Annotated in this window: 21 protein-coding genes; 4 read left to right on the top strand and 17 right to left on the bottom strand. The window is 69.9% G+C overall.

Annotated features, from left to right (window positions below):
• Nucleotides 1-123: 123 nt before the first annotated feature.
• Nucleotides 124-1,287, top strand: coding sequence for a hypothetical protein (locus ABZS40_RS19555; protein WP_354944623.1), 1,164 nt, complete (start codon nucleotides 124-126; stop codon nucleotides 1,285-1,287).
• Nucleotides 1,284-2,303, top strand: coding sequence for an HAD domain-containing protein (locus ABZS40_RS19550; RefSeq protein ID WP_354944621.1), 1,020 nt, complete (start codon nucleotides 1,284-1,286; stop codon nucleotides 2,301-2,303). The genes ABZS40_RS19555 and ABZS40_RS19550 overlap by 4 nt, the downstream gene beginning before the upstream one ends.
• Nucleotides 2,304-3,078: 775 nt before the next feature.
• Here ABZS40_RS19550 and ABZS40_RS19545 read toward each other — a convergent pair.
• The 13 genes from ABZS40_RS19545 to ABZS40_RS19485 form a co-directional block, all read right to left on the bottom strand.
• Nucleotides 3,079-4,038, bottom strand: coding sequence for a DUF2637 domain-containing protein (locus ABZS40_RS19545; protein ID WP_354944620.1), 960 nt, complete (start codon nucleotides 4,036-4,038; stop codon nucleotides 3,079-3,081).
• An 86-nt stretch (nucleotides 4,039-4,124) separates the two neighbouring features.
• The gene (locus ABZS40_RS19540) at nucleotides 4,125-7,241 is read right to left on the bottom strand and encodes a BTAD domain-containing putative transcriptional regulator (RefSeq protein ID WP_354944619.1); all 3,117 of its coding nucleotides are present in this window, start codon (nucleotides 7,239-7,241) and stop codon (nucleotides 4,125-4,127) included.
• 25 nt (nucleotides 7,242-7,266) lie between these two features.
• Nucleotides 7,267-7,719 carry a pilus assembly protein TadG-related protein gene (locus ABZS40_RS19535; protein ID WP_354944618.1) on the bottom strand — a complete coding sequence of 151 codons (453 nt, stop codon included), beginning with the start codon at nucleotides 7,717-7,719 and terminating at the stop codon, nucleotides 7,267-7,269.
• Nucleotides 7,716-8,150 carry a TadE family protein gene (locus ABZS40_RS19530; RefSeq protein WP_354944759.1) on the bottom strand — a complete coding sequence of 145 codons (435 nt, stop codon included), beginning with the start codon at nucleotides 8,148-8,150 and terminating at the stop codon, nucleotides 7,716-7,718. The genes ABZS40_RS19535 and ABZS40_RS19530 overlap by 4 nt, the downstream gene beginning before the upstream one ends.
• Before the next feature lie 63 nt (nucleotides 8,151-8,213).
• Nucleotides 8,214-8,621: a TadE family protein gene (locus tag ABZS40_RS19525; protein ID WP_354944757.1), complete on the bottom strand. Its 408-nt coding sequence runs from the start codon at nucleotides 8,619-8,621 to the stop codon at nucleotides 8,214-8,216.
• 5 nt (nucleotides 8,622-8,626) lie between these two features.
• A complete protein-coding gene (locus tag ABZS40_RS19520) occupies nucleotides 8,627-8,833 on the bottom strand; it encodes a hypothetical protein (protein WP_354944617.1) in 207 nt (68 codons plus the stop codon).
• Between the two features lie 46 nt (nucleotides 8,834-8,879).
• Complete coding sequence (locus ABZS40_RS19515; RefSeq protein ID WP_354944616.1) at nucleotides 8,880-9,749, bottom strand: type II secretion system F family protein; 870 nt, start codon at nucleotides 9,747-9,749, stop codon at nucleotides 8,880-8,882.
• Nucleotides 9,746-10,582 carry a type II secretion system F family protein gene (locus ABZS40_RS19510; protein ID WP_278124568.1) on the bottom strand — a complete coding sequence of 279 codons (837 nt, stop codon included), beginning with the start codon at nucleotides 10,580-10,582 and terminating at the stop codon, nucleotides 9,746-9,748. Before ABZS40_RS19510 ends, ABZS40_RS19515 begins: the two co-directional genes overlap by 4 nt.
• 2 nt (nucleotides 10,583-10,584) lie before the next feature.
• Nucleotides 10,585-11,898, bottom strand: a complete 1,314-nt coding sequence (locus ABZS40_RS19505) for an ATPase, T2SS/T4P/T4SS family (RefSeq protein ID WP_354944615.1) — start codon at nucleotides 11,896-11,898, stop codon at nucleotides 10,585-10,587.
• Nucleotides 11,895-12,632: a hypothetical protein gene (locus ABZS40_RS19500; RefSeq protein WP_278127087.1), complete on the bottom strand. Its 738-nt coding sequence runs from the start codon at nucleotides 12,630-12,632 to the stop codon at nucleotides 11,895-11,897. The genes ABZS40_RS19505 and ABZS40_RS19500 overlap by 4 nt, the downstream gene beginning before the upstream one ends.
• Nucleotides 12,633-12,652: 20 nt before the next feature.
• Complete coding sequence (locus tag ABZS40_RS19495) at nucleotides 12,653-13,240, bottom strand: SAF domain-containing protein (RefSeq protein ID WP_278127085.1); 588 nt, start codon at nucleotides 13,238-13,240, stop codon at nucleotides 12,653-12,655.
• A gap of 92 nt (nucleotides 13,241-13,332) precedes the next feature.
• Entirely contained in the window at nucleotides 13,333-13,806 is a 474-nt protein-coding gene (locus ABZS40_RS19490; protein WP_354944614.1) for a hypothetical protein, read from the bottom strand.
• A gap of 386 nt (nucleotides 13,807-14,192) precedes the next feature.
• Complete coding sequence (locus ABZS40_RS19485; RefSeq protein WP_354944613.1) at nucleotides 14,193-14,783, bottom strand: hypothetical protein; 591 nt, start codon at nucleotides 14,781-14,783, stop codon at nucleotides 14,193-14,195.
• A 425-nt stretch (nucleotides 14,784-15,208) separates the two neighbouring features.
• On the opposite strand from ABZS40_RS19485, the gene ABZS40_RS19480 reads away from it, so the two are divergent.
• The gene (locus ABZS40_RS19480; protein WP_354944612.1) at nucleotides 15,209-15,913 is read left to right on the top strand and encodes a prepilin peptidase; all 705 of its coding nucleotides are present in this window, start codon (nucleotides 15,209-15,211) and stop codon (nucleotides 15,911-15,913) included.
• A gap of 82 nt (nucleotides 15,914-15,995) precedes the next feature.
• Here the strand turns inward: ABZS40_RS19480 and ABZS40_RS19475 are convergent, their stop codons facing one another.
• The 4 genes from ABZS40_RS19475 to ABZS40_RS19460 all read right to left on the bottom strand — a co-directional run bounded on the left by ABZS40_RS19475 (nucleotide 15,996) and on the right by ABZS40_RS19460 (nucleotide 18,173).
• Complete coding sequence (locus ABZS40_RS19475) at nucleotides 15,996-16,673, bottom strand: HNH endonuclease family protein (protein WP_354944611.1); 678 nt, start codon at nucleotides 16,671-16,673, stop codon at nucleotides 15,996-15,998.
• A gap of 262 nt (nucleotides 16,674-16,935) precedes the next feature.
• Nucleotides 16,936-17,169 carry a hypothetical protein gene (locus ABZS40_RS19470; protein WP_278124562.1) on the bottom strand — a complete coding sequence of 78 codons (234 nt, stop codon included), beginning with the start codon at nucleotides 17,167-17,169 and terminating at the stop codon, nucleotides 16,936-16,938.
• A gap of 131 nt (nucleotides 17,170-17,300) precedes the next feature.
• Entirely contained in the window at nucleotides 17,301-17,486 is a 186-nt protein-coding gene (locus ABZS40_RS19465; RefSeq protein ID WP_354944755.1) for a DUF5954 family protein, read from the bottom strand.
• 303 nt (nucleotides 17,487-17,789) lie between these two features.
• Nucleotides 17,790-18,173 carry an Lsr2 family protein gene (locus ABZS40_RS19460; RefSeq protein ID WP_354944610.1) on the bottom strand — a complete coding sequence of 128 codons (384 nt, stop codon included), beginning with the start codon at nucleotides 18,171-18,173 and terminating at the stop codon, nucleotides 17,790-17,792.
• Nucleotides 18,174-18,709: 536 nt separating this feature from the next.
• Between ABZS40_RS19460 and ABZS40_RS19455 the strand changes: the two genes are divergently transcribed.
• Nucleotides 18,710-19,789 (top strand): ATP-dependent DNA ligase, encoded by a 1,080-nt coding sequence (locus ABZS40_RS19455; RefSeq protein WP_354944609.1) that lies wholly within the window; start codon nucleotides 18,710-18,712, stop codon nucleotides 19,787-19,789.
• Nucleotides 19,790-19,983: the final 194 nt, after the last annotated feature.

The raw sequence follows: 19,983 nt of genomic DNA, 5'->3' as shown, positions 1-19,983 counted from the left end.
GGTTGCCCCCGCTACGGCAACGCGCCCCCGTCTTCGGTACCCGCGCCGGGGGCGCGTCCGGGCGGTCATCTAACCGCGACGCCCGCGATTCACACGCTCTTCATCTCGCCCGGTTCCCGCCACGTGGACCGGGCCACTCGCCTGACCAACGGAAGGAAACACCGAACGATGACACGCAGACTATGGTGGCGAACCGACAAGATCCTGCCCCTGGCCGAGCACGCCGCCGCCACGCCCCATCACCACCAGACCCGTCAGCAGAACCGCGCCGGATGGCCTGCTGTGCCCGCGCTAATCTGGTCCCACGACGCCGACGGCGACTGGTTGTCCTCCAATGGTGACCCCACCTGGTACAGCGCCGATGGGACCGAGTACCGCGTGCGGGCCGAGACCTGGACCCACACAGCAACCGGCACAACCGGTAACCCCCATCCCGGCGACGACGGTGACGGGTTCCTTCCTCTGCGCCTGCAACACTCCGACGGGCGCCGAACGCTGCTCGAATTGCTCCGCTTCGCCCGCGCCCACGGCCTGCAGTGGTTCGGCGTTAACCCGGTCCGAACCAGCCAAGAGGGCACCGACCGGTACGTGATCTCGCACAGCCGGGGCGATGTCCTACCCGCCAACGCGCTCTGGGTGCCGGCACTCGTCACCTGCCACAACGCAGGGGGAGGCTACTACCGGGCACTCGTCGCCGACGGATATACCGCTCTGCGCGGTGGCCTGCTGTGCCGCTTCCCGCGCCACGAGGTCGAACGCATGAGCAGGCACCTGCACAGTCTGTCGATCGGCGACATGCCCGGCGAGCACCCCGTCCTGCATACCGCCCGCGACTTCGTCAGCGTGCAGTACGAGGAGACCGCGAGCGACGAGGGCAGCCTGTGGATCGAGGACGACCGGGTGCCAGCCGACGCCGACGACCACTACGCGATCGGCGCCTACCGGTGGAAATGGTCGCCGCACGAGCCAGACGACGCCGACGGTCTTGGTCACGCCCATCGCCCCGAGGCCGACGCCGATTGGCGCGACAGGCCAGGCCTGCCCTCCATACCGCCCGGCGGGCGGCTGCTGGCGGCCGATGAGGCGGTAAGTCTCCTGGTGATGGGGGACCATTCCGAAAGTCGAGACGGCAGCCTGGCCATCGACGCCGCGCTGATCGAGGCAATTCGTCAAGGGCACATCGTCGCCTGCCTGTTTGGTGACGGCCGGGTCGCCTTCACCCCCGCGACCCAGCAGTCGGCAGGCTCAACCAGCCCAACCCGAGCCCGCGGATTCGAGGTCCGATGACCACCCCACGTACCGCTCCTGCTCTGGCCGCGAACCGGGCACGGCCGGTGGTCGCCATCGACGTCGACGGGGTACTCAACCCCGACGACCCGAGGACCGCCCGCCAGCTCGGCTACCACCCGCACCGCTACGACGGTCCCGCGCCCAGCGGTCAGCACGTCTCCGGCGAGGTGTGGCTGCACCCCGACCACGGCACCTGGCTCAGAGAACTCGCCCTCCACGCCGACCTGGTCTGGTGCACGAGCTGGGGCGCGCTCGCCGCGACGTGGATCGGACCTCGACTCGGCCTGCCGGTTGACCTGCCGGTCATCGACGTCGGCCAAAGTGGCGTACGGTTCGGTCGCCAGCTCAAGCTCGCCGGTCTTTACCGCGCGATAGGCGGACGACCGGTGGCCGTTCTCGACGACACGTTCGGCGGCCGGGATGGGTCTGAGGCCGCTGACCGCACCGCGCGTGGCAACGCCACTCTGCTAGTGCCCGTCGACGGCGTCACGGGCCTACAACGAGGTCACATCGATCAGGTCCTCAACTGGCTCAGTCGGTTGGCCATCGACGCGCAGGAGCCCTACGCGCGAGACGAGCCCAGAACCGGCCCGCCTGCACCGCAGGAGAGCGACGAGGTGGGGGATGACGGCGGCGACCTCAGCGTCGGCGATCCGGTGCTGCGGAAGTCGCGGCTGCTGTCCAGAAAGTGCGACACGTGCATCTTCCGTCCCGGGAACCTGATGCACCTTTCCGAGGGCCGCTTACGTGATCTGGTTGCCGAGGCTCGGCGTGACGAGGGTTTCGTCATCTGCCACGAGACGCTGCCCGGCTATCGGCGCCCCGGTGTCAAACCCGCTATTTGCCGAGGATTCGCCGACCGCTACTCCACCCAGACGCTGCAGGTGATCGAACGGCTCTTCGGGTTCCTTGAAGTCGACCCGCCCGAGAAGGACGCAACTCCGACCGACGGCACTGTGCCGACGAGGGACTGTGCCACTGGCAGCGCTGAGTCCGGACCAGCACATAGGTAAGGAACGTCTAAGCAGGCGGCCGGCCATATCAGCACCGGGTTCCGATGCCGATGGCCTGTACGTGTGCCATCGCACCGCGTGCACATGCTGTTGGGTAGACCCTGCAGTGGGGTAACTGGGATGCCCATCGATGATGGGTGGGCTGGACCGGTATCACCGCGTCCCGCCCACCCATTGTCGGACCCGTCATGCCGAATCCGATCAAATTACTTCGGGTAGGTTCCCTGCCTTGCTGGACCGGATGAGTAAGAGATGTGGCCTTTTTTCGTTGTAGGACCCCGCTTGGGGTGGTGGGACGGGCGACTGCTCGTGTGCTCGGCCGATACCCCTCCTCGTAGCTCACGAGCACCACCTCCGCCGGGGCAATGTCAATCCTGGAAATTTTTGCCGGCATCTCTCGATGAGGGGCTGGCTTCTGTGGCCTCACGGGTGGACCTGCTGAGGTGTGGCGACGTGGCGGGTGAGCGTTGTCTTGCGCCGCGGCGTCGCTGGCCGTCGAGCGAGCAGGCGCGAACACGACGTCTGGAGCCACGAGTCGGCCCCCTGGCCCCCCGCGCTCAGCAACGCTATTGCCTCAACGCCCCTCGGTGTGCCGCGCCAACACCCCGTGAGAGTCAGAGACCCTTCCTCGTTGATATAGGAGGCGGACGCGCTCCGGCTCGGCTCGCGGGTCGGTTCAGGCCCGGTGACGGCTGTTGGGCGGCAGAGAGCCGAGCTTGTGGTGCCGTGCTCGTAGCCGCTTGCATTGCCGAGGGTGCGAGGTCTTCCTTCCCTGTCAGCGTCGGAGGTTGTCGGCGGGGCGACCGTTGACGTTCGGTGTTGGCGGTGACCAATAGCGGTAGACCGTGCGTTCCGATTTCCCGATTCGGGCGGCGATGTCCGCCGGCAATAGTTCCGGGTCGCGGTGGCGCCAGTAGGCGACCGCAGCGGCGGTATCGGCTGGTGCGTTGTCTGTTCGCTCGTCATCCGCTGGTCTGGTCGGCTCGGCGCCTCTGACGCTTGGCGATGAGGTCTGCGACGGCGCGGGTTCGCCTACGTCGTCCGGATTCGCCTCTGTCTCGGGTTGGGGCGCGCAGTCGCTGAGCGTGGCGAATGCCCCTTCCCCGTGCGGATTGCTGTCGTCGTGTTGGCGATGCTGAGGGGTGGATAAGGTGCTGGCGCTGTCGGCGGCCGATTCGGCCGTGCCTGGTGCAGGGGTGTGTGATGGCATCGCCGATACGGCGGAGGGGCCGACGAGTCGGGCCGGGGCGGTAGTGGTTGACGTGTCGGTTGCGGTGGCCAGATGCCTCGCACTGAACGGTGCTGCGGTCGTTGCTTCAGGTGCGTTGGTGGGCGGCGGCGTGTGTGTGAGCGCGGGCGGCGATGGTGGGGGTGCGGTGGTTCGGATCTTGGCGGTAATTTCGACGAGGCTGACACTGGCCACGATGACGAGCCCGTCGACGGAGATGGGCAGCAGGTACGCCCCGCCGTGCTCGGTCTCGCCGTAGCGGGCTGCGACCCCGGCGAGATGCCAGTAGCTCACCCAGGTAGCGATGGCGGCGATGACAGAGGTTGCCGCGATGCGAATCGCGCCGAGCAGGCGCCGGTGGTGGGGCACTCGCGAGATCAGTTCTACGGTGAGGAGCAGTGCCAGCGGTGGCCACGCGGCGATGATTTGGCTGATCGGGTTCGGGCGGGCATGTAAGACGTTCGCGGCCACCGACGCGGCGACGCCGAGGACGAGCGTGGCGCGCACTGCCCACCGCAGCCGTCGCAGGTGTGTGGTGGCACCACCTACTACCGCGTTTAGGGGAGCGTCGCTGTTAGTGGCGGCGGTCGTGGTCACTGCGGAGGTCCGTCCCGGTCCGGCGGGTGCTGCTTGCCCGAGGTGCGGCCTCGGCGGCGTAGGTCAGCGATCAGCCGGTCGGCGAGGGCGAGGGTGTCGTCGCCGGGTTCGGCGTCGATGTCGATGAGCCGGCGGGTCAGGGTGCGTCGCAGCTCACGGATGCCGTCGGCGTGGCCGAGGTCCGCGCGGGCGCGCATGGCTGCCTGGTAGAGGGCTTCGTGGTGAGGGCTGTGCGCGATGGCGGCGTCGAGAACGGTGAGTTGCTCCGCAGGTTCACCGGTGAGGGCATCGGCGAGAGCGAGCGAGGCGTCGAGGCTCTCTTGGCGTATCGCCTCGCGGTAGGACTCGACCCACTCGTACTCACAGCCCTCGGCGAGGGGACCGGTGTAGGCCTCGACCGCCCGCCGTAGCGCGGCAACGCGGTCGTGCGGGTCGCTGGCTCGCGCGGCGTCGCGGATGGCTTCGCGCATGCGCCAGAGGTCCACGTCGAGCAGGTCGCGGCTGAGTAGGTAGCGGTGGTCGGGGTGGGGGACGTGCCCACTGGTTCCACTGGCGTGGCCTAGGAGGGCGCGTAGCCCGGAGACGTAGGTGTAGAGCCGGGCGGCTGCCTTGCTGGACGGGGCGTCGGGCAGCAGGTCGTCGAGGATCGCTTCGGTCGAGGCGACGCCGTCGTTGACCGCCAGGTACACCAGCAGCTCTAGGGATTTGGCGCGTGGGGTGCGTTGCGGGTCGCCGTCCACGACCTGGGGCGCCCCTAGTATTTGCACGCGCGCCGGTGTCGTTTGCGCGCTCCCCGACTCGTGCGCGTGCTCGCTGTAGGCGTGCCCGGTGCTCTTTTCGTCCGTTGCGGGCGGTTCCTCGGCGTCGGGGACTGGCGCGATGGCTTTGTCCTGGCGCCCTGGCGGTGAAGCGGCGGAACCCGGAGCGTCGTCGGCGTAATTGTCGTCCTCGGCGGTGGTGTCCGCCGAGCTGCCGGTGGTGTTGGTGTTTTTGGGGTCTTCGGCGTCTTCGGGGGCGGTCGGGTCGGACTCTTGGGCGGGTGGAGTGGGCATGGGTTCGGTGGGGGCGGGGGCCTGCGGCAGGCCGGTGTGCGATTCCGCGAGCGTGGTGAGCAGATCGGCGGTCTCGAGTGGGTCGAGCACCGCCAGCCGACCGATGTCGGCGGGGTGGGCGCCGTGACGGGCGCGGTCGCTGTCGACGGCGGCGGTGGTGGTGCCGTCAGCGGCGACGACAACGGTGTCTCCGTCGGGCCAGTCGCCGAGCAGGATTCCGTGGATGTCAAGCCGTTGGCCCTGTGCGAGCAGAGCAGCGACGCGGGCGCGTTCGTGGCTGCTGGTGACGTCGGCCAGCAGCATGATCGGCGGGAGAGGCTGCTCGTAGGGGGCGGCGCGGCGCAACTCGGCCACGCTGTCAACCTCGTGCTGGTACGCCAGGCGGGTGCGCTGAAGGGTCTGCGTCTCCAGGAATTCCAACGCCTCCTCCAACCCGGCGGTCACGGTCAGACGTGGTGTGCGAGGCATGGTCACCGCTGCGGCGCCGAGCAGCGTCGCCGCGGTCATCGACGGAATGACCACTTCAGTGCGGGCCTCGGGATGCTCTACCCCGCCAGAGGCGAGCGCCGCGCTCAGGAATCCCCGCGCGGCGGCTTCCGCGCCGTGCCCGACAAGGCCCAGTCCCGCAGCCGGCCACAGCTCCGACAGCGGGTCGTCAGATGCCGGCGCCACCGGTCCCGGCGCTGGGCGATCGTCGTTGCCTGCCCGTGCGACGTCGTCGTGCTCGTCAGATGCGGCATCGCCGCTGCCGTCTGGCTCGGCGTCGAGTTGGTCCTGCTCGTCGACGCCGCGCTGATCGGCGTGCGGGCGCAGATCCTCGGGTTCGTAGGGATCGGGGTGCCCGGCGTCGGCGCGACGCAGGCCACGGCGGATCTGTCGCACGACGGCAGGCATGGGAGTAAGGGTGGAGTCGTTGAGACGAGGCTGGGCTGACGGCTTGCGGGGCACGTAGCGGTGTTGCCGGCGGGCCCAGACCAACGCGACTGCGGCAGCGATCGCGAGGGCCAGGCCGAGGTCGATCCAACTGCCGCTGGGCAGCCACACACCTCGGTGCGCCCGCTCGGACTGGCTGGCGCCGCTGACCGATGGACTGGGCGCATCCGCTGATGAGGTGGCGGGTGCCGGAACGGTGACAGCGCTGCCGGAAGGAGTGCTGGTGGGCGTCGGGGCTGTCTCTGTGGGCTGCTGCGGGCGGGGCGTGGGAGCTGAGGGCGTGGGGCGCGACGGCGCCGTCTCGGGTTCCCTCGGTGTGTCACTAGCGCCGGGTTGGTTTGACGCAGCGGCGGGCGGCCGGGGCTGTTGCCCGCTGGGTGGGGTGGCGTCGGCGGGCAGGTCGAGGGTCCAACCCGGGTAGATGACGTTCGGGTTGCGCAGCGTGCCGCCAACGTCGGTGAAATGGGCGCCCCGGTTGAGGGCGAAAATTTCCGGCCAGCGGTTCGCGTCGCCGAGCCATTGCTCGGCGATCTTCGACATCGTGTCGCCGCGCTTGACGGTGTGGGTGTACTCGCGGCCGTTCGCGACGAGGGTGACCTCGCCGTGCGCCAGCGTCTGCTCGGGCAACGCGGCTACCTGCGCGACCTGGAGAGTGACGCTGACGGGGAGCGGCTCGCGGTGCGCGACGGTTGCTGTGGCCGCGGCAACGCCGGAGGCGCTCGGGTGGGCGTGAGCGGTGTCGGTCAGGGGTGGGCTGGCGGCTTGCGCGGCGGTGGCCAGGACTCCGCCAGTAATCGCGGCGACGAGCAGCGCAGCGAGGCCACGACCAGGGCTGAGGACACGGGGCTGCGGCAGTCTTCGGCCGGTGAGAGCGGCAGCGAGCTCGGCGAGCACCGACCACGCGAAAGACACCCAGGCCGCCCAGAGTAGGGCGGTGAGGACCGCGCCGATCATCTCGTCAGTCAGCGGGCTGGTCAGCGCTGCGGTGACGGTGTCCCGGGTGGGCGACTGGTTGGGAAGCGGCGAGTCGAGGTAGCGCAGCAGCGCGTATGGCGGGGCGGCGAGCAGTAGCACCAGCGCGGCGCCGCCGACGGCACGGCGGACAATGTTGAGCAGCGTCGCGATCACGGCGGCAACCTTCCGGGCGCGGACATCAGCTGGGTTCGGTGGCGGTGGTGACACCGGTGGCGGGCGTGGCGGAGGCGGTCGCGGCCACCGGGATGTCGGTGATGCCGACGAGGTGCAGCAGTTGGGTGCGGTGGCGGGTGGTGATGGTGACGGTGACCTGACCGGTGGTCGCGGCCACGTTGCCGCCCTGACCAGCTTGGGCGAGGAAGGTGTGGGCGGCGGCGGTCGCGGCAGCGGGATCGAGCTGCACGGCGCCGGTGAGCCGGTACTTGGCCAGGTCGATCTCGTCGGCTCCCGCGCGGGCGGCGGCCTGGGCGGTGTCGTATGCGGACACCTTGGTGGCCATCGCCATGCCCTGGTCGAAGACGAGACCGGCGAGGATGAGCACGATGAGGGTGCCGACCACGGTCCACGGAGTGATTTGCCCCTGATCGTCTAAGCGCGGCCGGTGAGAGGCAGATGCCGGCGGGCGGTTCACGGCTGACTCCCGTACGTGTCCAGGGGCTGCCGCGAGGTGGCGCGAATTGTCACCGACCCGGGCAGGCCCAGGCCGTAGAGGTCTTCGAGGCTCACGGTGCAGGCCACTGCTGCGGTGACCTGCCCGCCGGGGACGAACGCGCCGGGCTCGACGGTGATGGTCGACGGTCGGCAGGGGAGGGAGCGTCCGGCCAGGGTGATCGATGCGGCGTCAGCGCCGTCGAGACGGGCTTCGGCGGGCGTGCGGGCGATGGATGCCTGCCGGGCCGCCGCCGCTGCCGCGGAGCGTACGTCGATGGCGGCCGATGCCAGGCGCAGGCACGCCACGATGGCGAGGACGGCCAGGACCATCAGCGGCACGTAGCCGAGGGCCATCTCGACGCTGACCGACCCCCGATCGCGAGCCGACCGGGCCAGGCGCGCCCGGCGCATGCCGGGACGACGTTTCGTCCTGCCGAGGTTGCTCACCAGCATCCCCCCTTGTCTAGACGCGATCTAGCCGACTTCGGGTCGGAATCGCTCGACGGGCGCGCTGACGTGGGTGTCCACCCGCAGGCGCAGAAACGGCACCACGGCCGGCACCCGACCGGCTATCGCCACGGTCGCGGTGTCGGCGCTACGGGCCACGGACACCTGCGGGTCGTCGACGGCGCGGCCCGCGACTTGGTCCAGGACGGTGGTGGCGTCGGCAGTGCCGGCGGCGGCGGTGCCGCCGGACACCCTGGTGGTCTGTAGGGCGTGGTTGGCGGCGTGCTGGATGCCGAGCTGCGCGAGGGCCCACAGCGCGAGTTGCACGCCGATGAGGACGAGCAGGAACAGCAGGGGCGCGTAGAGGACGACCTCGGTGCTCGCTGATCCCCGATCGTTGACGCGCAGGCGCCGCCTGGCGCGGGTTTGCCGGATGGTTGTCACAGGTTGATCCCGCTGACCTTGCCGATGATCTTGTCTCGGAAGATGGCGAAGACGGACAGGGCGAGGCCGACCAGCAGGGCGATCCACATGACCTTTTCGGCGGTCTCGCTGCCTCGGTCTCCGCTGTGGCGCAGTTGGCGGATCCGATCGGTGAGCGTGAGCTGTGCCAGGGTCAGCAGGACGAGTAAATTCCTCGGGCGCATGGGTCTGCCTCCTTGGGTGCGTCGTATGCGGCACGCGCGGGTTTGGTCAAAATGTGCCGATTCCAGAGATCGCCGGGTAGAGCAGGAACAGCAGGTAGGCGGCGGCGAGGAGCATGACGGGCATCGACATACGCTCGGTGGCGGAGTTCGCTTGCGCTTCGAGGGCCGCTGCCTGGTGGGCGCGCAGGGTGGCGGCGCGGATGGTCAGGGAGTCGCGGATGCGTGCGCCTTCGGTGCCGGCGAGGCTCATCGTCGCGGCGAGCTCGTGCAGCTCGCTCACGCCGGTGTCCTCACCGAGCTGGCCTAAGGTTTGCCAGGGTGCGACGCGCAGTAGGCGGGCGGTGTCGACCGCGCGGCGTAGCCGCTGTGCCGCCCAGCCGTGGCTGTCGGCGCAGGCGTCGTCGATTGCCTGCTCGAGGCCGGCGCCGCCGGCGAGGGAGATGACGGCGAGGTCGAGGACGGCGGACAGGGCGTAGCGCAGCTCGTCGCGGCGGCGCTGCGCCTCGCCGCGCACCGTGGTCTCGGCCAGCCACCACCCGCCAACGGCGCCAGCGAGGCACGCCCACAGCGGCATTCCGGCGGCGAAGGTGACCCCCGTGGTGGCGAGCACGGCCATCGCGACCGGAGGCAGAACCAGCCCGGCGAGGACGGCCAAGGTTTGATCGGCCAAGTGCAAGGCAACGGGTCGCTCGAGTACGGCCAGGTCGACGCGCATCCGCTCGCGGGGCATGCCGAGCGCGCGCATCGGCGCGGCCAGCAGACGGGTCCGCGCCCGAATCGGCTCCGGCGGTGCCTGCGGTGAGCGGCGCAGCGCGTCAAGGGTGTGCGCGAGGCCGGGCCGGGCCGGCACCAGGCCAGATCCCGCCAGGACCAGGCCGAGCCCGGCGATGAGCCCACACGCGAGCACCACACTCATGACGCCCGCCCCGGTTCGGCCAGCACCCTCGGAGGCTGGGGGATACGGGAAGCGCGGGCCAGCCACCAGAACCCGCCACCGAAGACGCCGCCCACGACGAGCAGGACCAGTTGACCGTTGACGCTGTGGTAGGGGGCGAGGAATCCGCGGTTGAGCAGGATCAGCCCGACGACCATCGCCACCGAGGTGCCGGTGATGACCCGCGCGGCGGTGCGGGTCGCCGCCCGCGTCGTGGCCACCCGCATCCGGATCCCGGCCAGCTCGCGGGCGGTGACGGCGAGGCTGGTCAGGCACTGCGACAACTGCCCGCCGTGGTATCCGGCGGCCTGAGTTAGCGCCCGCACCATGAGGTCGGCGACCGGGTCGGCGAGGTCGGCGGCGAACACGCGCAGCGCGTCGGGCAGCCGCGCCCCACCGCGCACTGCCTGCGCGAGGGCGGTGACCTGCGCGCGGATCGGCTGCGGGGTGACCGGGGCGGTAGCGGTGATGGCCTGCTCCAGTCCGGCGGCCGAGGACAGGGTGTCGCGCAGCAGTTCCGCCCAGGTGGCGACCGCCTCGATGCGGGCGACCGCTCGGGTGTGCTCCCGGTCGGGGCCGAGCACCCGGGGCAATGCCCACACGGCCGCGCCGGCCAGCAGCGCCGCCACCGGCCATCGGGTCAGCGCCGCCGCCGCGAGCCCCCCGCCCACAGCTGCGAGCAGTCGGCTGCGGTCGGCGCCCGTCCAGGGTCGGCGCGACCGGCGGGTGGGGGTGCCGGGTGGCCGGCGGCGTAGGCCGTCGGCGATGAGAACGAGGCCGGCGGCGCAGCCGAGACCGAGCAGGATCGGCAGCATTCTTACCACCGGTCCTGGGCGAGGAAGACCACGTTGGGTACGGCGGCGATGAGCTCGTCGAGGGTTTCGGCGCGCATCGGCGCGGCCGGGACCGCCCGACGGTCCGGGCCGGGCCGGTAGATCTCGTTGGACGGGATCTGCTCGCCGTCTGTCTCCAACACCTCCCGGATTGAGGAGAGCACTCGGGTGCCGTCGGTGGCGACGTCGAGGTGCAGCACGAAATGCACGGCTTGACCGATGAGCACGTTCGCCGCGTCGAACGCCAACCGCTCCGGCGCCTGCATCACATACATCGCCAGCCGGGTCAGCGCCTGTTTGCTGGAGGAGGCGTGCACGGTGCACATTGACCCGTCGTTGCCCTGCGACATCGCCAGCAGCATTGGCACGGCCTCGGCGCCGCGGGACTCACCGACGATGACCCGGTCGGGGCGCATCCGCAGCCCCCACCGGACCATCGCGGCCATGTCAATGCCACCGACACCCTCCAGGTTCGGCTCGCGCTGCTGCAACGCGGCGGTGTTCGGGTGCGACGTGGCGTCCTCGTCCAGGCCGAGTTCGAACGCGTCTTCGACGGTGACGATCCGCTCGTGAACGCCGATCGCCCCGGCTGCGGCGCGCAGCAGCGTGGTCTTACCGGCGCCCGTGCCGCCGCAGATCACCAGGTTCTTGCGGGCCCGCACCATGGCCGTGATCAGGTCCCGCAGCCCGGGGGTGATTTCCGCACGGTGTACGAGGTCGTCGAGGGTAACCCGGTGTAGCACGTTGCGGCGGATCGACACCGACGGGCGCTTCGACACGGCCATCACCGCGAACAGCCGCTGCCCGCCTGGCAGCCGCAGCGACAGGCTCGGGGAGCCGCGGTCGAAGCGGCGCTCTTCCAGACCGCTTCGGGCCGCCGCGATGCGCACCAGGTCGATCAGGTCTGCGTCCGACGCGGCGACCGGCGGGACTCGCCGGGTGCGCCCGTCGGTCCCGCGGACCCACACGTTGTCGCAGCCGTTGGCGAAAATGTCCTCGATCTGCGGGTCGTCAATCAGGCGTTGCAGGCCGCCGAGGCCGGTAAGGCTGTCGCGCAGCGCCCGCGCCAACGCCCCCTCGACCTGCGGTGTCAGTGGAGCCCGGCCGCTGCTGATGGTCTCCTGCGCGTATGCCATCAACTCTTGGGCGATGTAACCGGCGATCACTGCCTCACGTTGCCCGTCGGGCAGGTCCGCGCCGTGGGCGGTGAGGCGGTCACTGACGCGGGCGCGTAGCTGCGCCACCAGCTCCGGGGCCACCACGAGCGGGCTTTCACCATCGGATCGTGGGGCGGTCATCGCACGACCTCCAACGCGGGACGGGCTGGTCGCGGTCGCGGCTGTCCCGCGACGGTGCCGGCCAGGGCGCGCAATGCCTGCGCCAGCCGGGTCCGCGACCACGCCGGCCCAGTCATCCGCCCCGAGAGCACCGCCGCGCCCCACCGGTCACTGGGCAGGTGTGCCCACACCGGCACGCCGAGGCGGTTACTAATCTCCTGCGGCTCATAGGCGCATTTGCCGACGACGGCGACGCCGACACCGCCGGGCGAGGTGCTCACCCGCAGCGCAGCGAGCCGGGTGTCGAGATGATGCAGGTGCTCGACGGTCCCCGAGGTCACCAGGACCACCGCGTGCGCGCGGGGCAGCAGCCCGTGAGCCGGACTGCCCAGATACAGCCGGCCCACGTCCGCGACCACCACCGGTGCCAACGCCTCCACCGTCGGTTGGTGGGCGAGGACCGACAGCGCCGCCGCGGCGGTCTCGGCGGCGCCGGGCCCGACGAGCGCGTGCAACCCCAGTGGCAACGACTGCACGAACGGCGCCGGCCCACTCAGTGGCGGGCCGTGGCGGGCCGCCGCCGCGAGCGTCGCGAGGCCCGGGTCCTGTGGGAGGCCGAACCGCGCGGCGAGCACCCCTCCGCAGGGGTCTGCCTCTACCAGCAGCCCGGGTCGGTTGGGCCACAGCGCGGCCAAGCCGAGCGCCGCCGTCGATACTCCTGCTGCGCCGGACACCGACGCGACCACCACCAACATGCTGTGCACCGTCCCGTCCCTCATTGCCCTGGCCCCAGTTGCACCAGCGACACATCCCCCGACGCCGAGGCCACCGCCTCCGCCTCCTGAGCGGCCAGCAGCAGGCCCACCACCTGCCCGCCTGCCTGTTCCCCTGCGCCCGCTGACACCACGGTGGCCAGTGCCCGCCGCGCCCCCGCCGCAGGCTGGTCAGCGGTGGGGGTTCCACCGGCCTGCTGAGCCGCGGCAGGCGGACCCACGAGCACCACGACTCGGGTCCCTGCGGCGAGAGCGGCGGGGGCGCGGCCCGCCTTGACCGGCACCGCGATCACCGCCTGTCCGGCCGCTGGCCACGCCGGCGGACCCACCTGCGACGACACCACCAAGCTGCCGGCGGCCAGCGGGACCGCCGCCGTTCGCCCCACCACCTCGTCGCGCCGGTCAGCGCTGATGAGCGCCAGGCCCGACGGGTTCGCCACCCGCACCACCCGCACGTCCCCGTCGCTGATCACCGCTCCGGCGTTCACGCCTCGGGTCAGGGCAAGGACCTGTTCTTCGGCGTGCCGACGCAGGTCGACCTGCCAGAACGTCACCACCGTCGCCAGCACCAGGAGCACGCCGGCGGCCACCCGTCGGCCGCTGCGCTGGCCCGCCCGATGCGACGGGCCGGCCTTCGTGCTCTGTACGGCCGGGCTGGCTGGCGGTCGCTCCGTCGTCACGCTCATCGGGTACTCCCGACGATGGACTGCGACTGGGCCACCCGCACGGGCGCCGCCGAGGTCGTCGTCAGCGCCGCGAGCGTGCCCCCGCCGCCCGGCCCGGACCAGGTCACCGTCCACGTCACCGTCGCCCGCAGAACGAACGCCTCATCGCGCGTCGCGGCCGAGGATCGGGTGTAGGTGTGCCCACACGACGAGGCGGTCCGGGGATCCGTGCCGGGCGCCCACGGCTTACCCGGGCCAGCGCAGGTGAGGTCCGCGGTGTTGTCCCCGAAGGACCACCGCACCCGCACCGGTGTCGCCGTTGCCGTTACCGTCACCCCGGGCACCGCGGCCGTCGCTGATCGTGGACCCCACGTCAGCGGATCTACCCACAGCCACACGGGCACCCGGACCAGCACGAACGGCACCCTGTCGGGGCTCGTGCGGATCTGCGGCGTGGGCAGCACCAGCCGCGAGCGCGCCATCTGCGCCATCGCGGCCAAGTCCACTCCGGGTGCCTGATCGAGCCACACCGGCGTGCGCTGCGAACCGAAACCGTCCCCCGCGCACGTCCACGCGTACCAACCGCCAGCCGGGCCCTTCCCTGCCGGTGGCGGACGCTGTCCCTCCACCGGCGCCCAATGGCACGGGTCCTTCTGGCCCGTCGCGCCGTCGTCCGATCCGCCGCTGCCATCATTCGATGAACCGGCCGGCTGTCCGGGGTCGCCGGGGGTGCCGGCGGTGATGTCGCACTGCGGCGCCGACGGGTTCTGCCGGCAGTCCACGCCGCCCAGGCCCCCGTCCGCCGCAGCGACCCCGGAGCAAGCCAGGACAACAGCGGCAGCGACTACGGGGGGCACGGCCAGACCGCCGCGCCGCGTCAGCATGTGCCGACCTCCCGCACACCGAAGCTGACGACCTTCCAACCCTGCGTGCCACCGTCAGTCACCGTCGCCTCGACGGCTCGGCGCCCACCCGGCACGTCGTTGATAGGGGAACCGGCAGCGGTGTAGACCAGAAACCGGGTGTCATCGATGCAGTCGGTCACCGTCACCGTGGGCGGCGTCGACACCAGCGACGACTGCCGCACCTGCGGGTTCACCACCAGATCACCCTTGAGAATCTGGCCCTTGCTCCGGTACGAGGACAGACCGCTTTTCAACGTCTGTAGTGCGGCGTCGCTCGCGAAGCGAGCGAGGTCAGGGTCGTCCGGGTTCGCGGCCAGACCGGCCTTGGCATAGGCCTGCCACATCTCCCGATACGCGGACAACGCCGCGTCGTCCGCGCTCGCCCGCGGACTCTGGCTCGGCGGCGGCGCGGAGACGCTCGGTGTCGCGTCTTCGCCGGGTCCATCTGAATCACAGGCGCCGACGGCGGCAGCGAGGCAGAGCACTATTGGCAGCCCGAGCAGCCGAGCCCACCGGCCACCCGACCTGGCACGGAACCTACGTCTCGCGATAACTACCGTCATTGCTGATCCTGCCTCCTGGTAACGGCGAGACGACGGTCTCGCGATCATGAACGTCGCGGGCATCCGGCGAACTGACCCAGCGCGCTGACTGCTCCAACAGCGTCGCCACCGACGCTCCAGAGCCGACACTCCGTGGGCCACCCAGCGCACTCCGGGGCTAACTGTGGTTCGCCTTGACCGAACCGCAGTTAGCTCCACTGAGGCGAGCTAAGCACGGATTCACTCACATCGTCAACCACGGTTTGCACTCCGGCCAACTATGGTTGCGTCGTGTGGTGTCGGCCGCAGATCGTATTCATGGACCAAGTTCGCTGCCCGAACGCTGGCAGCGCTGACCTCGCTGTGGGCGGTGCCCTCGATGGCCTGGTGACGAGCCGCCGGGTTCACCGGCTGCTGCCGTGGTTGAGGGATGGGTGCGGTACACGATGACCGGACCGGTCCTGTGGTGCGCCGCGCTGATCGGTGCGCTGGCCGGCCTGACAATGCCTGATGCCTACGTCCGGATCATGACGACCCTGACGGCGCCGAACGCCCAGCCCTCCCCGAGTCGCCACACCCACCACCGCCCTCATGCGAGCCGCCCGGCTCAACGAACGCTCGATGCGCTGGCAAGCGGGATCGCTATGGCCGCAGCGTTCACGGGCATGGCTTGGCTCCTCGGGGACCGGCCCGACGGGTTGCTGCTGGTCGCGACCTGGGCCACCGTGCTCTACGCCGGCACGCTGCTCGCTGCCGTCGACGTCGCAACGAGGAGACTCCCCACGCCGATCATCGGCATTGCGACGCTCGCGATCGGGATAATCCTCACCGCCCACGCGCTGGCCACCGGCCAAGCACACACCCTGACCACCGCGGCTCTAGCTGGCGGAGCCCTCGGCGGCGGCTACCTCTTGCTGGCACTCATCACCACAAGCCAGATGGGCCTCGGCGACGTTCGCCTGGCCGTGCTCCTTGGCACCTCGCTCGGCGTGATCGGATGGCCGGCGGTGTTCCTGGGCGCTGCCCTGCCGTACGCGCTCGCCGTGCCGGAGGCGCTGACCCGCCTCCTGCTGCGCCGCCAACCAGACATCGCCTTCGGCCCCTACATGCTCGCCGGCGCGGTTTTCTCGGCTGCGCTCAGTAGCCTGTGATCACCGGAGGGCAACTCACCGCGGCGCGGTTCGGCGTCGGCGGCCCAGAGCGAGGACACCGACACCGCAACGCCGCTCGGGCTCAGGAGGAACAGGTGTTGAGCATGCTCTGCAGGGCGGACTTTTCCGATGACTGCAGCCGCAGACCCCAGGCATACTTCACGGTGATCCACATCTTGCTGTAGGTGCACCGGTACGACGACACCGACGGCTGCCACGTCGACGGATCCTGGTCGCCCTTGGACTGGTTAACGTTGTCGGTCACCGCGATCAACTGTGGGCGCGACAGGTCGTTCGCGAAGCTCTGCCGGCGGCTGGTCGTCCAAGAATTCGCGCCGGAGCGCCACGCCTCCGCGAGAGGAACGACGTGATCGATGTCGACGTCTGAGGCCGCTGACCAGGTCGCCCCGTCGTACGGGCTGTACCAGCGACCAGACGTGGCCTGACACGATGCGTTGACGACCACTGACGTGCCGTCGCGCTTGAGGACCTGCTCCCGAGTGTCGCAGTTGCCGCTGACGGCGATCCAGTGCGGAAACAGGTCGCGGGAGTAACCGCTGGTCGATCCCTCGCTGGCGACGGTGAGGGCGTTCAGCTGCGACTGCGCGGTCGCTTTCGATGGGATGCCCGGTGGCGTTGCCGCCGCAGGCCCTGCGCTGGCGACCGACAGGGCCGCGCCAGCGAGCGCCGCGAGTGCCAGGGACGCTGCACGCGCACGGGGTCGAGCGGGTGAGGACGTCTTCGCTGTTGGTCGTGCCATGCCGTACCTCCCCGTCATCATCAACAAACGATCGCACTCACCATCTTCGATGAACATGGCGGTGGGGCGGCATTCCTGTGAAGAGCTGAATGAGGGGCAGAGGCTCCCTCGGGGAGACGGGCGTTCTACCTGGCTGTGTCGCACACCGCCATCTGCCGCGCGGTCTTGCAGAGGTCGGCCGCCTGCGGGTGCGGTCGCCGCGGCTCGTCAGCCGAGGTAACAGGCTCGCAGAACGCCGGGGTCGCGTCGCGGCGAGAGCCGCTCAGTCGGGTGTGATGTGTTCGCGCCATGATCCCGGCGAGGGTGCCCGCAGCAGGCGGTCGACTACCTCCTGCGCTTCGGCTTGCGTGTCAAAGTCCCAACGCAGCACCCTGCCCGTTTCGCTGTCCCCGGCCCGTGCGACGACCTTCCAGCGCGTCTCGCGGATCAGCCACACATCACGGCGCGCGAGACGGCCCCAAATGCCGTTCCACCACCTCCGGACCACCTCATCCACAGACCCGATCGTACGCACGTTCGAACACAGTGAGGTGGGTGGTGGGACGATGTGGCGGGTCGTGCCGCACCTCGCGCACCTCGGTAACCAGCGGGGATGGGAACCTTGGGCGTCACGCCTGGCAGCTGGCCCTAGGGTGGGCTCACGTCAGTGGGCTTCCGTGTCTCCCTGCTGTAGCAGTCGGTTGACCTGGGCCTCTGGGGTGCGACGGGATCGCGGCCCGACGGGCGCTGCCGTTCAGGGCCGCCGGGTGAGAAGCGTAAGAACGCCTCGATGCGAGTGACCCGGAAGCGGGCGCCCGAGCACCGCGGTTTCACTACAGCGAAGCCGTAGTGGTGCAATCTTTTCCGTGGTGCTTCTAACCCTGGGGCAAAGGGGTCCGGGGACGTGTGAAACTTGCATCGAATTGCCGAGCTACCAGCGGCAAGGCGATTTCAGTCAGGGTCAGCCCGTGTTAGCAGCGACTGGCCTAGTGCAACACGTCCCCGGCTCGCCAACCACGCGACCGGACTCGAATATCAAAGCTCGGCGACTCGCGACGTCCAGTTAGCCCCAACGGCAGGAACGCTGCTAGTCGGTGTGGTGGTGGCGCGAACAACTTGGTTCGCACGTGCGGCAGGTCAGCGACCCGCCTGTGCGTGGAACTCCATGACGATCTCCTGGGGAATCCGTCCTCGGTCAGAGATGTTCTTGCCGGCCCGCTTGGCCCACACCCGAATTGCCTTGTTCTGCTCCGGGGAGCTGGCCGCGCTGACCCGCCCCCCGGTGACTCGTCCGTCACCAGCTCCTGCAGGGCCGCGTGCCCGTCCGCCACCAACGACACCGGCCCGGCCGACCCTGCTCCCGTTCGAGGTGTACAGCCCGAAGACCTCGCGCAATTTCCCGGCGTTAGCGCTCGAGAGGTCAATCTCGTAATGAACCCCATCGAGGGCGAACCTGACGGTCTCGTCGGCGTCCCCGCCGTCCAGGTCATCGAGCAGCTTGTGAATGATCTGCTTGGCCACGTCAATACTCCTTCGAACCGAATCGGCAGGTAACTGATAGCACAGTAACCCGCAAACTGCTCCCTGCGAAAGTAAAAGCAGGGTGCTGTCCCCTTGCGGCGACCTCGCAGTGGTGCGGCAGTGACGACTATTGCGAGTCGAGTCATGCGATCGTCATCGGTAGGTGCACGGCAAATCGCTTTCAGTCATGGTCGGCGACCGACGGATGCTGCTGTCGTCCCGCGCCGCTTGCAGCCCAGGGCGGCCGGCGCAGTTCGTCACCTTCTGTAGGCGGGCATGTCGGATATGTAATTCATAGAATTTTTGCGACCGCCGCCAGATTCGCCGGTGATCAGGGCAGCGGAGAGCCGTCTGGTCCTCGTGACTCGCCGGGTGGCGTGTCAGCCCCTTCGGCACCCTTGTGCCTGTCATTGCTCGACTGGGGCGGTCAGCGCCGGCTGGCCGTCCTCTCAGGGTCAGCGAATTCGGTGTTCTGGCAGCTCAGTGGCGTTCTGCTGCGGTTAGCGTCGAGGGTTCCGACCGTGAGGGGGACCGTCGTGCTGAGCTGGCCCGTGGACCCGGTTCGCGCGGTCGCGGCCCGGTCAGTGCCCGCGCCGCGCAGCGGGTCCCTGTATGAGATGAAGTGGGACGGGTTCCGGGCGGTGGTCTGGCGCGCTGCCGGTGGCATTCGGATTCAGTCACGTCAAGGTGTTGATCTCACCCGGTTCTTCCCCGATCTGGTGTCCCCGCTGGCGGGTGCGTTGCCGGCTAGGACGGTGCTGGACGGGGAGCTGCTGGTCTGGGACACCCGCCGTGGCCGGTCCAGTTTTTCGTTGCTGCAGCGTCGGCTGACGGCCGGCCACCGGCTGCCGGAGATCGTCCGGAAGCACCCGGCTCATCTCGTCGCGTTTGACCTGCTCCGCGACGGGCGTGGCGTCGAATTACTTGCTCAGCCGCTGGCGACGCGCCGGACGAAACTGGAGCGGCTGCTGCGCGGCGCGCCTGCGCAAATCGCCGTCTGCCCGCAGACCCAGGACCGGGATGTTGCGCTGGGCTGGCTGGGCGAGCTCGGTGTCGCTGGAGTGGAGGGCCTCGTAATTAAGCCCGCCGCCAGTTTGTATCGCCCTGCCGCTGGGTTGTGGGTGAAGGTCCGCGCTCGTGACACCGCGGAGTTCGTCATCGGTGGGGTGACCGGTGCCCTCGATCGGCCGGTGACGTTGCTGCTCGGCCGCTTCGACGACCGCGGGACTTTCCGTTTCGTCGGCCAGACGCACCCGGTAAAGACCGAGGATCGTCAGGATGTGGCACGCGCGCTGCGCGGCCTGCCGTTCCGCAGGCCCGAGGCCGGCCACCCGTGGCCGTGTCCGCTGCCGGCCGCGTGGACCGGCAACTTCGCCGAGCGGCGGCCGGTGGCGTTCATCCCGGTAGAGCCGACTCTGGTCGCCGAGGTGGAAGTCGACACTGCGCTCGACGGCCCGTTCGGTCGCGTTCGGCACCGTGGCCGCTTGGTCCGAGTCCGGCTTGATCTTCATCCGCAGGACGTCACCACGGCTCGTGCCGAAGCGCACGGCCGGCTTGCAATCGGTGGAGGCGGCCGGTTGTCAGCGCAAGGACTCAACGGACTCAGCCTGGTATAGCTGAACATTCAGCGCCGGCAGAAGGGCGGAGGCATCCCGAGCCTTCGACCGTCGGCGAGGACAGGTCGCGCCCGCAGCCCTAGGCGGCACGCCAGGGTGATATGAGATGCCGTGTCGGCGCCGCGTGGTCCGGCCGTTCCTCGGCGTCGGATCACCTGTGAGGGCGTGTGGCGGGCGAGACGAGCCGAGGTCGC

Source organism: Micromonospora sp. NPDC005324, assembly GCF_040607155.1.
Taxonomy (GTDB): domain Bacteria; phylum Actinomycetota; class Actinomycetes; order Mycobacteriales; family Micromonosporaceae; genus Micromonospora; species Micromonospora trifolii.
Note: the sequence above shows the minus strand (reverse complement) of the source record. Positions and strands in the feature narration are given on the sequence as shown.

Bases quoted from the DNA above. Each gene is read 5' to 3' on its own strand.
- ABZS40_RS19480 (WP_354944612.1), top strand. From the start codon at position 15,209: ATGACCGGACCGGTCCTGTGGTGCGCCGCGCTGATCGGTGCGCTGGCC.
- ABZS40_RS19515 (WP_354944616.1), bottom strand. From the start codon at position 9,749: ATGAGTGTGGTGCTCGCGTGTGGGCTCATCGCCGGGCTCGGCCTGGTC.
- ABZS40_RS19510 (WP_278124568.1), bottom strand. From the start codon at position 10,582: ATGCTGCCGATCCTGCTCGGTCTCGGCTGCGCCGCCGGCCTCGTTCTC.
- ABZS40_RS19485 (WP_354944613.1), bottom strand. From the start codon at position 14,783: ATGACGGTAGTTATCGCGAGACGTAGGTTCCGTGCCAGGTCGGGTGGC.
- ABZS40_RS19520 (WP_354944617.1), bottom strand. From the start codon at position 8,833: ATGCGCCCGAGGAATTTACTCGTCCTGCTGACCCTGGCACAGCTCACG.
- ABZS40_RS19500 (WP_278127087.1), bottom strand. From the start codon at position 12,632: ATGTTGGTGGTGGTCGCGTCGGTGTCCGGCGCAGCAGGAGTATCGACG.
- ABZS40_RS19530 (WP_354944759.1), bottom strand. From the start codon at position 8,150: ATGCGCCGGGCGCGCCTGGCCCGGTCGGCTCGCGATCGGGGGTCGGTC.
- ABZS40_RS19490 (WP_354944614.1), bottom strand. From the start codon at position 13,806: ATGGCGCAGATGGCGCGCTCGCGGCTGGTGCTGCCCACGCCGCAGATC.
- ABZS40_RS19475 (WP_354944611.1), bottom strand. From the start codon at position 16,673: ATGGCACGACCAACAGCGAAGACGTCCTCACCCGCTCGACCCCGTGCG.
- ABZS40_RS19550 (WP_354944621.1), top strand. From the start codon at position 1,284: ATGACCACCCCACGTACCGCTCCTGCTCTGGCCGCGAACCGGGCACGG.
- ABZS40_RS19505 (WP_354944615.1), bottom strand. From the start codon at position 11,898: ATGACCGCCCCACGATCCGATGGTGAAAGCCCGCTCGTGGTGGCCCCG.